This is a genomic window from Fusobacterium sp. (assembly GCF_032477075.1).
Classification (GTDB): domain Bacteria; phylum Fusobacteriota; class Fusobacteriia; order Fusobacteriales; family Fusobacteriaceae; genus Fusobacterium_A.
Genome location: NZ_JAWDXO010000024.1, coordinates 15,957 through 28,830, shown reverse-complemented (window position 1 = coordinate 28,830; position 12,874 = coordinate 15,957). Strand labels below are relative to the sequence as shown.

General features: G+C 28.4%; 12 protein-coding genes. 1 reads left to right on the top strand and 11 read right to left on the bottom strand.

Annotation, left to right across the window (positions count from 1 at the left end):
* Positions 1 to 4: 4 nt before the first annotated feature.
* From E6771_RS10620 to ptsP, 11 genes are all read right to left on the bottom strand, one after another.
* Complete coding sequence (locus tag E6771_RS10620) at positions 5 to 418, bottom strand: hypothetical protein (RefSeq protein ID WP_316091302.1); 414 nt, start codon at positions 416 to 418, stop codon at positions 5 to 7.
* Between the two features lie 11 nt (positions 419 to 429).
* Positions 430 to 1,404, bottom strand: a complete 975-nt coding sequence (locus tag E6771_RS10615) for a LytR C-terminal domain-containing protein (protein ID WP_316091301.1) — start codon at positions 1,402 to 1,404, stop codon at positions 430 to 432.
* Positions 1,397 to 2,695 carry a tRNA (N(6)-L-threonylcarbamoyladenosine(37)-C(2))-methylthiotransferase MtaB gene (gene mtaB / locus E6771_RS10610; protein WP_316091300.1) on the bottom strand — a complete coding sequence of 433 codons (1,299 nt, stop codon included), beginning with the start codon at positions 2,693 to 2,695 and terminating at the stop codon, positions 1,397 to 1,399. The genes E6771_RS10615 and mtaB overlap by 8 nt, the downstream gene beginning before the upstream one ends.
* Complete coding sequence (locus E6771_RS10605; RefSeq protein WP_316091299.1) at positions 2,682 to 3,395, bottom strand: 16S rRNA (uracil(1498)-N(3))-methyltransferase; 714 nt, start codon at positions 3,393 to 3,395, stop codon at positions 2,682 to 2,684. Before E6771_RS10605 ends, mtaB begins: the two co-directional genes overlap by 14 nt.
* 9 nt (positions 3,396 to 3,404) lie before the next feature.
* Positions 3,405 to 3,827 carry an Rrf2 family transcriptional regulator gene (locus E6771_RS10600; protein ID WP_316091298.1) on the bottom strand — a complete coding sequence of 141 codons (423 nt, stop codon included), beginning with the start codon at positions 3,825 to 3,827 and terminating at the stop codon, positions 3,405 to 3,407.
* Positions 3,805 to 4,827 (bottom strand): Holliday junction branch migration DNA helicase RuvB, encoded by a 1,023-nt coding sequence (gene ruvB, locus E6771_RS10595; RefSeq protein WP_316091296.1) that lies wholly within the window; start codon positions 4,825 to 4,827, stop codon positions 3,805 to 3,807. Before ruvB ends, E6771_RS10600 begins: the two co-directional genes overlap by 23 nt.
* 10 nt (positions 4,828 to 4,837) lie before the next feature.
* Complete coding sequence (locus tag E6771_RS10590) at positions 4,838 to 5,458, bottom strand: DUF445 domain-containing protein (RefSeq protein WP_316091295.1); 621 nt, start codon at positions 5,456 to 5,458, stop codon at positions 4,838 to 4,840.
* A gap of 432 nt (positions 5,459 to 5,890) precedes the next feature.
* On the bottom strand, positions 5,891 to 7,513 hold the full coding sequence (locus tag E6771_RS10585) for a 30S ribosomal protein S1 (protein WP_316091294.1): 1,623 nt from the start codon (positions 7,511 to 7,513) through the stop codon (positions 5,891 to 5,893).
* On the bottom strand, positions 7,506 to 8,381 hold the full coding sequence (gene ispH, locus E6771_RS10580; protein WP_316091293.1) for a 4-hydroxy-3-methylbut-2-enyl diphosphate reductase: 876 nt from the start codon (positions 8,379 to 8,381) through the stop codon (positions 7,506 to 7,508). The genes E6771_RS10585 and ispH overlap by 8 nt, the downstream gene beginning before the upstream one ends.
* Position 8,382: 1 nt before the next feature.
* Complete coding sequence (locus tag E6771_RS10575; protein WP_316091292.1) at positions 8,383 to 8,652, bottom strand: HPr family phosphocarrier protein; 270 nt, start codon at positions 8,650 to 8,652, stop codon at positions 8,383 to 8,385.
* 26 nt (positions 8,653 to 8,678) lie between these two features.
* Positions 8,679 to 10,403 (bottom strand): phosphoenolpyruvate--protein phosphotransferase, encoded by a 1,725-nt coding sequence (gene ptsP / locus E6771_RS10570; RefSeq protein ID WP_316091290.1) that lies wholly within the window; start codon positions 10,401 to 10,403, stop codon positions 8,679 to 8,681.
* Between the two features lie 275 nt (positions 10,404 to 10,678).
* Here ptsP and E6771_RS10565 point away from each other — a divergent pair, with 275 nt between their 5' ends.
* Complete coding sequence (locus tag E6771_RS10565) at positions 10,679 to 12,790, top strand: glutamine synthetase III (RefSeq protein WP_316091289.1); 2,112 nt, start codon at positions 10,679 to 10,681, stop codon at positions 12,788 to 12,790.
* The last annotated feature ends 84 nt before the right edge of the window (positions 12,791 to 12,874 follow it).

The window sequence follows — 12,874 nt, the reverse complement described above, 5'->3', positions numbered from 1 at the left end:
GTTATTATCCTCTAGCAATTTTCTTCTTCCGCATAACTGTCACATATAAATAGTTAAATATTATAAACCCAATAAAATTAAATATCAAATAATGAAGATTATAATTTTTATACACCATTATAAAACACATTCCAAGTTGTATTATAGAAATAATTAAAATATTTTCTCTACTATATACAAAGTTTAAAAATATAAAATTAAACAAATAATAAAATACTGCCATTATTAAAAATAATCTTACAAAATCATGCGTCTGTAATGAAAGAATTATAGTCATCAAAAATATACAGCTCACTGAACGAATCCTTTTTAAAGTTACAAGATATGTAAAAAATGGAATCGCTATTATTAAGACAGGGCTATTAAATGGTAAACTTGCTTCTATTATTATTCCTAAAAAAGACAATATATAAATCATCAATCCATCCTCTATTTAGCAAATATCATTATTTTATTCTTTAGACTATCTTTTTCTATCATATCTTTTATATCAAGCTTTTGAGCTATTTTATATGCAATAAAATAATCTTCAGAGTTATATTCTATTACTGAACTTTCAACTTTTGAATCACTTTTAATATTTTTAATATTCTTATACCCCAGTTTTTTAAGTTCTTTTCCCATTTCATCTGCTGTATCAGTAGTTCCAATCACTTCTAAATTAAAATCTACATTTTGTTCTTTTCCCAAAACAACAACTATATTAGCTAGTGTTGGGATAGAAGGAACATCTTTAATTTTAAAATATTTTTCATCTAATTGCATTAAAATTTCCTGTGTTTTTTCTTTGGAAATATCATTCATTATTACATAACTTTCTTCAAGAAATGTCTCATAGTTAGCAGCATTATATTTCATAGAAAGATTTTTCTTTAAAGTCTCTCCCGTTTTTCTTGCATATCCTGCTCTTCCATTTGCGTTTAATATATCCACTATTATATTTTCATTCACTTCATTAGCTCTGTTAGAATCTGTATATAAAGAATCAAACATAGAATATAAGCTTGAAGTAAGTATATATCTTTTGTCTGCAATATTTATCTCAGGTATATTTTTAGCATTCTTTACATTTAATTTTATATCCCCAAATTTTATAACTTTATAGTTATCAACTTTTTCAGGAAGAATTTTATTTATTGTTGCCATTATTTCTTCTTTATTTTTATTTTTTACAAGTTCCTCAACTGTTTCATCTTTACTTATGCTTATTTCGTAAGGTATTTTCACTGCAAGCTTATCTTCATAAACAGCTATAAGATTGCTTTTTCCTATTATAAGGTACCTGCTGTTTTTATCCAGATCTCTATTTCCATCATTCATATTTATAAACAAAAAAACTGTTAATGCTACTATTATTCCTATTACAAATATTATCAGTTTTAATTTCCCTAATCCTTTATTCATCAGCTATCAACATCTCCTTTTCTAAAGAATTTATTTTTATATCAATAACACTGTTGAGCTCTATTTCTTTATCCTTAATTTTAACTCTAAGATAATTTTCACTATAACCATATAGATAATCATCTACTCTTTCTTCCAAAAGAACATTTAAATATTTTCCTATATATTTTTTTCTTTCTTTTTCTGCCATCTCTGTTTTAAGAGCTTCTAATCTATCTGCTCTTTCTTTTTTTATCTTTGCATCTATTTTATCTGTAAAGCTGCTTGCAAGAGTGTTTTCTCTATCAGAATACTGAAATATATGAATTCCTGAAAATTTTATTTTTTTTATAAGATCATACGAATTTTGGAACATTTTTTCAGTTTCACCTGGAAATCCCACTATTACATCAGCTGTATATTCCATATTTTTTACTTTTTCTTTTAATTTTAAAAGTTTTTCTTCAATAAGAGAACTTCCATATTTTCTTCTCATTCTTTTTAATATTTCATCATCACAGGATTGTAAAGAAATATGGAGATGAGGCATAAGTTTTTTATTTTCAAACATATCAATAAATTCATCAGAGATTTTATCTGGATAAACTGATCCTATCCTTACTCTTTGTAATTTATTTATTTTTAATATAGTTTTTAAAAGTGACTCAAAGTTTTCTCCTTCATTAAGATCTTCACCATAAGCTCCTAAATTTATTCCTATAAGAATAACTTCTTTAAATCCTTCTTCTACTAATTTTTCTATTTCTTTAATTATATTATTTTTCTTTCTTGATCTGCTTTTTCCTCTTGCAAAAGGAATTTTACAATAAGAACAAAAATTATTGCATCCATCTTGAATCTTAACATAAGCTCTAGACATTTCTCTTAGTGTTGCAAATTCATATTCTGTATATTCATTATCTAAAAATATATTATGATTTTTTATTTTTTCCATAGTTCTGTTTTCTATATCTTCTATAAAGTTAACTATAGCATTTTTATCAGTATTTCCAATCACATAGTCTATCTCTTCCATTTCTAGAAGTTCTTTGCTGTTAGTTTGAGCATAACATCCAGTAACTATTACTACACCTTTTGGATTTATTTTTTTTGCTCTTCTCAACATATTTCTTGTTTTTCTGTCTGCCACACTAGTAACAGTACACGAATTTACTATATAAACTTCAGCCTCTTCTTCAAAAGCTGTTTCAGTATATCCTTTTTTCAGTAATTGATTTTTTATACTCTCAGTTTCATATTGATTTACTTTACATCCTAAAGTATAAAAGGCTACTCTTTTATTGAAACTCATTTATTAATATTCCTCCTACTACAATAGAGGCTGTCTCTGCTCTCAATATCCTTCTTCCTAAAGTAACTATCTCTGCTTTTTTCCTTTTCAAAAATTGTATCTCTTCTGGATCAAATCCACCTTCTGAACCTATTATATACAGAATTTTTTTTGGAAGTTTTTCTTTATTTCTCAATAAATTTTTCAATGTGTATTCCTCTTCACACTCATAAGGAACAATTACAAGATCATATTTTTCAAACTCTATCTCTTCAAGCTTTTTTATTTCATCTATTTCAGTAGCTTTAACTGCTTGACATTGTTTTAAAGTTTCCCTTACTATAAGATCCCATTTATCTTTTTTTTCTGTTATCTTAACAATACCTCTTTTTACAACTAAAGGAATTATTTTATTGACTCCAATCTCTGTGAGTTTTTGAATAGTAAGATCCATTTTATCATTTTTTAATATCCCTAGTGCAGCGTCTATCTTTACTTTATGAGAATATCTGTCTTCAAATATTTTTTCTATTTCTAGAATTATCTCTTTTTTATCTATAGAAACAACTTTACAGAAGTATTCTTTTTCACCATCTACAGCTCTTATTTCTTCATTTAACTTTATCCTAAAAACATTTTTCAAATGATTTATGTCACCTTTTTCATTAACTGTAATCCTATTCCCACTAACATTCTCACTTGCTATTATAACACTTATCACTCTAAACTCCTATATCATATCTTTATTTTTTATAAATTCATTTAAAGTAGTTTCTTTTAGAATTTTGGTCATAGCACTGTCTAGTTTACTCCATATACATGTAGTTCCACAAGTTTGTTCACTACATGTTGCTTTATGCTCTTCACTTTCATTACAGTCTATAACTTTATCCTCTTCATCAAGTATTTTATACAACTGATGTAATGTTATTTTATCTGGTTCTTGTGCCAGTCTATAACCACCATTAGGTCCTCTTTTTCCTTCTATTATATTTTCATTTTTTAGTTTAAATAGAATCTGTTCCAGATATTGTACAGAAATATTCTGATCATCTGCAATTTCCTTTATTCTTACTAATTTTCCTTCACCACTTTTTTCAGCTATATATGCTAATGCTCTCAGCCCATATCTAACTTTTGTGCTTATCTTCATTTTCTCCCAGCTCCTTAACACCTTTAAAATGTTCATATGCTCTTTCAGTTACCATTCTCCCTCTGTTAGTTCTTTTTAAATAACCAATTTTTACCAGATAAGGTTCATAAACTTCTTCCAAAGTTCTTTTATCTTCTCCTAACATAAGTGAAAGAGTATCTATCCCAACAGGACCTCCACCATAGTTATCTATGATAGCATTTACTATATCTCTATCTAAATCATCTAATCCTGCTGAATCTATTCCTAATATCTCCAATGCTTTTAAAGAAATTTCTCTGTCTATTGTTCCATTACCTCTTATTTCACAGAAATCTCTTACTCTTTTTAAAAGACGATTAGCTATTCTAGGAGTTCCTCTGCTTCTGCTCGCAAGTTCTTTTGCTCCATCCATTTCTATTTTTACTCCCAGAATATTACCCCCTCTAAGAATAATATCTGTTATCTCTTCCTCACTGTAATATTCCATTCTATGAGTTACTCCAAATCTATCTCTCAATGGAGAACTTAGAAGTCCTGCTCTTGTTGTTGCTCCTATCAAAGTAAAACTTGGAAGTTCTATTCTTATAGACCGTGCAGAAGGTCCTTTTCCTATAATTATATCCAATTCTTTATCCTCCATAGCAGGATATAATATCTCTTCAACAGTATTATTCAGTCTATGAATTTCATCTATAAAAAGTATATCATTTTCTTCCAATGAAGTTAGTATAGCTGCGAGGTCTCCAGCCCTTTCTAATACAGGTCCTGAAGTTATTTTTAAATTAGCTCCCATTTCAGTAGCTATAACTCCTGCAAGAGTAGTCTTACCTAAACCTGGAGGCCCATATAAAAGAATATGATCAATAGAACCTCCTCTTTTTTTTGCAGCTTCTATAGATATTGACATTTTTTCCTTCAAAGAAACCTGCCCTATGTAATCTTTGAAACATCTCGGTCTGAGAGTTTTTTGAATTTCTATATCATTCTCCACTTCTGAAGTTGTAACTACTCTATCCACTTTCCTCTCCTTATATAAACAAACTTACTCCAAACTGAAAAAACCCTATTATTCCTCCTAATATGGCTCCTACCACTTCTATATGTTTTAATTCTTTCTTAGCAAGTGAATATGTTATATCTTCTAGCTTCTCAAGAGAAAATCCATCTACATTTGTTATAATTATTTCTCTAAAGTTTACTTTTTCTTCTAAATAATTAGAAAACATTTCTATAATAGTATCTTTATTTTCCAGAATGGAAGTTTTTATCATATTTTTAATTTTTTTAAGTATATCTTCGCTCATGAATATTGCGAGCATAGGAAATTTTTTAGTTAATTCCCCTTCTAATTTTTCATCAAGAATTTTATCAATCATATCTCCCATTCTTGTTTCTAGTTCTTTTCCATCTAAAGAGCTTGTCACATCTTTTAAAGAAATAAGTTCTTTTTGCACTGTGTCTGCTATACTTATAGCAATTTCATGTTTTCTTTTGGGAATAAGTCCTTGTATCTTAAATAAACCAAAATTTATTTCTTTATATGGTCTGAAAAGCATCTTGATAGCTACATAGTTAGTTATCCATCCAATCATTGCCCCTATACCTACTATAAGAGCTAATTTTATTAACATAGTATTTAATTCTGTCATTACATTTCACCTTCAAATTTCATTAAAATTTCATTACTTCTCTAGTAAACTATTTTATCATAAATATTATATTTTTTCAATTATTATAACCACAAACATTACAATCATCATTATTTTTTTATGTTTTATATTTAAAAATAAAAAGAAGATGCCTCAAAAAATTTAAAAACAAAATTCTTACTTTTGTGTCATCTCCTAAGCATATTTTTATTTTTTTTCGTTTTTTTATAATACTCTAATAATATTTTATGATGAATATAAAAAATTGTCAATACAAGCATTTTATTATTTTTACTTAAAATTTCAATTAATAAAAAAACTCAACATACTTAAATCTTTTTTATAAAAATTAAAATTTCATTTTATTTTTTAACATAGATTGTAATTATTAATATAAAAAACAGTTTGATTCCTCAAACTGTTTTTTATATTTTAGTTTTCTTCTCCTGAAGTTCCATATTTAGAAAGAAGTTCTTGATTCTCTCTTCTTTCTTCTTCAATTTCTATCTTTTTAATAGATAATTTAATTCTTTGTTTTTCTTTATCTATCTCAACTATTTGAGCTTTCACTGTTTGCCCTACTGTAAATTTATCTTTAAGATTTTTTACAAAATCTTTAGAAGCCATTTGAGCAGGAATAAATCCATCTATTCCTTTGCTTAGATTAATAAATAATCCAAAGTCCATAATATTTTTTATTTCTTTTTCTACAGTTTCTCCTATTTTATAAGTTTCAAGAGCTACTTCCCAAGGACTTTTTCTTAAAGCTTTAATGCTTCCTTTAATTTTATTATCTTCAGTATTAAGTTCAATAACCTTGAATTCTACTATATCTCCAATATTAAATTTTTTATTTTCTTCTCCTTGCCAATTAAAATCAGACTGATGAATAAATACATCTACTCCTGGTTCTACTTCAGCAAAAATTCCGAAAGGTTTTACTTCAAGAACTTTTCCTTTTAACTCAGTTCCAATTGCATATCTTTCAGCTGCACTGTCCCAAGGATTTGCACTTAATTGCTTTATTCCAAGTTTTAATTTTCTTTCAGATGGTTGGAATTCAATTATTTTAACTTTTACAATATCACCTAATTGAACAAATTCATTTAAACTTACTCTCTTTTTATTCCATGTAAAATCTGACATATGTACAAGTCCTTCTACTCCATCAGCTATTTCTACAAATACTCCATATGGAAGTATTTTTGTCACTTTGCCTTCTACTACATTATCCACTGCATATTGCTCTGCTGCTACTTCCCAAGGATTTCTTGTAAGGACTTTTATAGATAATTTAACATTTTTCTTTTCAGGTTCTAAAGAGATTATTTTAGCTTCTACTTTATCTCCTTTTTTATATTTCTCACTAAGTTTATCCAGTTTTTTCCAAGATACTTCAGAAATATGAACAAATCCTCTTAGATGTTTTAATCTTAAAGAAAGTCCAAAATCTAATACATCTGCTACCTCAGCTTCTACTACATCTCCTACTTTTAATTCAGCAAATTCTTTTTCTTCTTTTTGAAGAGTAATATCTTTTTTAGAGAAAGTTATTTTTTTACCTTTTTTATCTTTATCTGGTTTGATATCTTTTATCATCACTGTAATATCTTCTCCAACTACTTTATCTCCATCTTTCATAGAAATTTCAGATAAAGAATTAGGAAGGAATCCTTGGTGGAACATAGCTTCGACCATATATCCACCCTTTACTCTTTTTACTATTTTTCCAGTTACAGTTTCTTTATTTTCAAAAGCCTCTTCTAATTTTTTCCAGTTATCTTCCATATCTATTCTTTTTCTAGAACCGATTATGAATTCTCCCTCATCAGTTTCTCCAATAAGAAGTACTTCTACTTCATCTCCTATATTATAGTTTGCTAGTTCTTCACTTCTCACTCTTACACTTGTTGGTTGTCCAGGTACATCTAAGTAAGCAAAATTTCTATCTACTTGAGACAATACTCCCGTTACCCTTACTTTTGATTTTTCCTCTGTTGGTAAATACTCATTCAACAGAGCTTCAAATTCTTCGTAATATTCGTTATTAGACATTAAAGATCCCCCTTATTTTATTTTCTATATTAATTACTATTTCTTCTGGTGTTGATGCTCCAGCTGTGATACCTATCTTTTCACAGCTTCTGAACCACTCTTTTTCTATTTCGCTTTCATCTTGTACTAAATAAGTGGATTCATTTATTGATTTTGATATATCATAAAGTTTTTTAGTATTAGAGCTGTTTTTACCACCAATGACTAATAATATATCCACATCCTTCGCTAATTCTTCTACTGCTTGTTGTCTTACTTGTGTTGCTCCACACACCTTATCTGATATCTTAACATTTGAATAGTTATTTTCCAAGAAACTTTTTATTTTTTCTAAAATTTTTTTATTTAAAGTTGTTTGTGTCAAAAGGCAATATTTTTTATCTCTCTCTATTTCTGTATTTATAATTTCTTCAAGATTTTTAAAAACCTTAATATTTTTTCCAAAAGAAATTATTCCTTTTACTTCTGGATGTTCTTTATCCCCTACAAATAAAATCTCATATCCTTTAGTTTCCATTTCTATGAGAGTTTCTCTTATCTGAGTTACAAAAATACAAGTTGCATCATATATTTTTATATTTTTTTCTTTTAATATATTATACACTTTTTCAGATGTTCCATGAGCTCTGATTATAACTATATCACCACTTTTTAGTATGTCCTTTTTCTCTAAAATATCTTTTTCCTCTATTGTTTCAAAACCCTCTTTTTCAAGTTTTTTTACTACATATTCATTGTGAACAAGCATTCCAAGTATATATATTTTTTTCCCTAGGTTCTCAGGTTCTTTTAATACATTATAACATGTTTCAATAGCTCCTGATACTCCAAAGCAGAATCCCATATGTTTAGCTCTTATTATTTCCATTTTATTCCTCATTAAATTTTTTAACTTCTATTAGATTTACCAATGCATCCAGCATTTCATCTTCATCTGGACCATCAGCAATTAATTCCAATGTCCTTCCTTGTTCAGCAGCTAAAAGCATAAGTCCCATTATACTTTTTCCATTTATTTCTTCTTCATCACATTTAACTGTTATATCAGAATCATACCCTGTTACTAATTGTACAAACAGTGATGATGGTCTTGCATGGAGTCCTGCTTTATTTTTTATTTGAACTTTTCTGCTTTTCATAAAAATATCACTTTCCTTATCTTGTTCTATATATATTTTTTTAAAATCTCTTTTACTTCATTTGAATCATGACATTGTAAAATTTTAGTTCTTAAAGGTTTCAGTAACCTATAATCAAGATTTCTTATTAGAGCCCTAGCTGGAAGTATTGAACCACCTACCATACTTAAATTTGTAATCCCCATACTTAAAAATGCTACTATAGCCTTCTGTTGTCCTGCCATTTCTCCACAAATTGATACTGGTTTCCCATATTTATCAGCAGCTTCTTTTATTTGAGATATAGCTCGTAATACAGCTGGATTATAACTATCATACATCTCTGAAACAGTTTCAGATAAACGATCAGCAGCTAATATATATTGTGTTAAATCATTTGTTCCTATACTGAAAAAATCTACTTCTTGAGCAAAAATATCTGCCATCATTACTGCAGAAGGTACTTCTATCATTATTCCTACTTCTATATCTTCTTTAAAATTTTTACCTTCCCCTCTTAATTCTATTTTTACCTCTTCCAAAAGCATATTTGCTTCCCTTATTTCATTTACATTAGTTATCATTGGATACATAAGTTTTACATTCTTATTATATGCTGCTCTAAGTATTGCTCTCAACTGTATTTTAAATATATTTTTTTCACTTAGGGAAAATCTTATCCCTCTCAAACCTAAAAATGAATTCATCTCAGTTTTCATTTGAAAATATGGAAGTTGTTTATCTGCTCCTATATCCAATGTTCTTATAATAATAGAACTTTTTTCATCAAAATTTTTAATTATATCATTATATGAAGTAAGTTGTTCTTCTTCGTCAGGAAAGGCAGTATTTTTCATATAAAGAAGCTCTGTTCTCAACAAGCCTATTCCATCTGGTGTAACAGCTTCTATTTCTTCTTTTGTGGTTTTACCACTAATATTAAGATTCAATGAAACTTCTATGCCATCTAAAGTTACAGCTGGAAGAAAAGCAGCTTTTTCCATTTCTTCTTTTTTATGATTAAATTTTTCTATTTTACTCTTATATTCTTCTAAAATTTTTTCATCTGGTTCTATTATAACATAAGAATTCTGTTCAGTAGTATCTAAAATTACATCTTTTTTCCAATCATAACTGAAAATATTTTTTATTCCCATCAAAGTAGGTATCTCCAAAGCTTTTGCTAAAATCGCAAGATGAGAAGTTTCTCCTCCATATTCCATGATTATCCCTTTTAATTTTATATTTTCATGATACATGTTTAATAATTCAGTTGGAAATATCTCTTCTGTTATAAGTATTTTTCCATTTAAATCAACCCATTCATTTTTTCTTGAGTTTAAATTTCTGATTATTCTCTTTTCTACATCTTTTATATCCAATACTTTTTGTCTATATATAGGATTTTCTAATTTATTGAATAAAGAAATATATTTATCTGTAACCATTTTAATAGAATCTTCTGCCTTTGTTCTATTTTTCTGTATATCATTCTCAATGTCAGAAGTATATACAGGATCATCAAGAATCATAAGATGTGCTGTTATTATTTCTAGATCTTTTTCTCCTATTTTTCCGGCAAGACTTGTTTTTAAACGTTCTAAAGATTCCTTTGCCATTTCTAAGCCATCTCTGAATTTCTCAATTTCTGTATTTATTTCTCTTTCATCTAAAAGTGCAGTTATTCCATTATTAGACAATTCTTTCTTATCTAAAAATACTCTTCCTATTACAATTCCTTCAAAAGCAAAAGTTCCCTTTAAAATTTCCACTTTATACCACCCCTTATTATATCTTTAGTGGACTATATTAAATTATATCTCATTTTAATTCATTTTTCAATTTATTTACTTTTTTAAAAAAAAATTTTTAAAAATTTTATTGATTATCATATTCACTTGTGCTACAATCATAAAATAAAAATTAATACAATAAATTTTATACTCCATATAAATTTGATTCTATATATACAACATATATAATTATGTAACAAAAACATGTTTATAGAAAATATTTTTATCTTTTTTAAAGGGGAGGCGTTATAAAAATGAACACTATGCTAGAAGTATTTGGTATCCATTATTTTTCCGAGCTTGAATTAAAGAGCAGAGTTCCTAGTTCTATATTCAAGAAGTTTAAATCTGTTCAACTTGGTGAGGCAGAAATGTCTTTAGAAGTAGCAGATATCATCGCCAGTGCTGTAAAAAGCTGGGCTACTGAAAAAGGTGCCACTCACTTCACTCACTGGTTCCAACCACTTACTGAACTGACTGCTGAAAAGCACGAATCATTCATCTCTATCACTTCTGATGGATCTATCATGTCACAATTTTCTGGAAAAGACCTTATAAAGGGAGAAGCTGATACTTCTTCATTCCCAAATGGTGGACTTAGATCTACTTTTGAAGCACGTGGATATACTGCTTGGGATACAAGTTCTCCTATGTTCTTAAAAGGGGAAGGTTTATCTAAATCATTATATATTCCTACTGCTTTTGTTGGATACAATGGTGAGGCTCTTGATAAAAAAGTACCTCTTTTAAAATCCATCAAATCTATTGAAGCTCAGGCTTTAAGAATTCAGAGACTCCTGGGAGATGATAAAACTGAACATATTGATGTGACATTAGGTGCTGAGCAAGAATACTTTCTAGTTGAAAAAGAATTCTGGGATAAACGTCTGGACCTTGCTCTTGCTGGAAGAACTCTTTTTGGTAATCTTCCTCCAAAAGGTCAAGAAATGAATGATCACTACTATGGAACTATTAAAGAAAGAGTAGGATGTTTCATGGCTGAACTTGATGCTGAACTTTGGAAAGTTGGAGTTATGGCAAAAACTAAACATAACGAAGTTGCTCCTAATCAATTTGAACTTGCTCTTATGTTTACTTCTGCTAATGTAGCTGTAGACCAAAATCATCTCACTATGGATATTATTAAAAAAGTAGCAAACAGACATCATCTAGCTGCTCTTCTTCATGAAAAACCTTTTCAAGGGGTGAATGGCTCTGGAAAACATTGTAACTGGTCACTTGCAACTGATACAGGAATAAATCTTTTCAATCCTGATAATTTATCAAAAGATAATTTACAATTCCTTCTTTATACAATGGCTGTAGTTGAAGGTATAGACAGATATGCTGATATTCTTAGGGCATGTACTGCCACTCCTGGAAATGACCACAGACTTGGAGGTCATGAAGCTCCACCTGCTGTAATTTCAATATTTCTTGGAGAACAATTACAAGAGCTTTTAGAAAATATAGGTAATACTGAATTTAATGAATCTGCTGATGGAGGTACTCTTGATATAGGAGTTCACATCCCTAAAATTGCAAAAGATCTTTCAGACAGAAACAGGACTTCTCCATTTGCATTTACAGGAAATAAATTTGAATTTAGAATGCCTGGATCGAGTGCTTCTGCTTCTACACCAGTATTTATGATAAATACTATTGTTGCAGATATCTTGAAAGAATATGCTGACTATCTTGAAAAGACTGACCCTACAAAACATATAAATAAATATATAATAAAACTTATTAAAGACAGATATCCTAAGCATAAAAAAATTATATTCAATGGAAATGGATATGAAAGTTCTTGGATTGAAAGAGCAGAGGAGCTTGGACTTTCAAATTTAAAAAATACTATAGAAGGGATCCCTGTATTTATAAGAGAAGAAACTATTGCTCTTTTCGAAAGAAATGAAGTTTTATCTAGAAATGAACTTTATTCAAGATTCAAAGTTTATAGTGAAAGATATAATAAACAGACAAATATAGAAATCTCTACTGCTATAAGAATGGCAAGAAATGAAATATATCCATGTATTTCAAGATATATAACTAATATTTCTCAAATGATAAACAGTGTAAGAGAAGCTCTTGGTGAAGAACAATTCATTCAATATGACAAAGAACACTTAATTAAAGTAATAGGATATAAAAACCAACTTAAAGATACTATCACTGAATTAAATGAGGGATTAAAAACTGCTGTTGCTATCCCTGATGAATATGAGAGAGCATGTTATTATAACAATGAACTTATCCCTGTACTTACTCGTATGAGAACTATTGTTGATGCACTTGAGCTATTGATAGAAAAATCTGTCTGGCCTATACCTACTTATTATGATTTATTATTCAGACTATAAAAATATACTTCTATAATTCTGAGGAATCTCTGAAAGTTTAGAACTTTCAAGGGATTCCTCTTGTTTTATTTTGTATTTCCATGA

What these genes read in the sequence shown, in the direction of transcription:
- E6771_RS10620 (WP_316091302.1), bottom strand. Translation starts at nt 418, where the DNA reads ATGATTTATATATTGTCTTTTTTAGGAATAATAATAGAAGCAAGTTTA.
- E6771_RS10615 (WP_316091301.1), bottom strand. Translation starts at nt 1,404, where the DNA reads ATGAATAAAGGATTAGGGAAATTAAAACTGATAATATTTGTAATAGGA.
- mtaB (WP_316091300.1), bottom strand. Translation starts at nt 2,695, where the DNA reads ATGAGTTTCAATAAAAGAGTAGCCTTTTATACTTTAGGATGTAAAGTA.
- E6771_RS10600 (WP_316091298.1), bottom strand. Translation starts at nt 3,827, where the DNA reads ATGAAGATAAGCACAAAAGTTAGATATGGGCTGAGAGCATTAGCATAT.
- E6771_RS10590 (WP_316091295.1), bottom strand. Translation starts at nt 5,458, where the DNA reads ATGACAGAATTAAATACTATGTTAATAAAATTAGCTCTTATAGTAGGT.
- E6771_RS10585 (WP_316091294.1), bottom strand. Translation starts at nt 7,513, where the DNA reads ATGTCTAATAACGAATATTACGAAGAATTTGAAGCTCTGTTGAATGAG.
- ispH (WP_316091293.1), bottom strand. Translation starts at nt 8,381, where the DNA reads ATGGAAATAATAAGAGCTAAACATATGGGATTCTGCTTTGGAGTATCA.
- E6771_RS10575 (WP_316091292.1), bottom strand. Translation starts at nt 8,652, where the DNA reads ATGAAAAGCAGAAAAGTTCAAATAAAAAATAAAGCAGGACTCCATGCA.
- E6771_RS10565 (WP_316091289.1), top strand. Translation starts at nt 10,679, where the DNA reads ATGAACACTATGCTAGAAGTATTTGGTATCCATTATTTTTCCGAGCTT.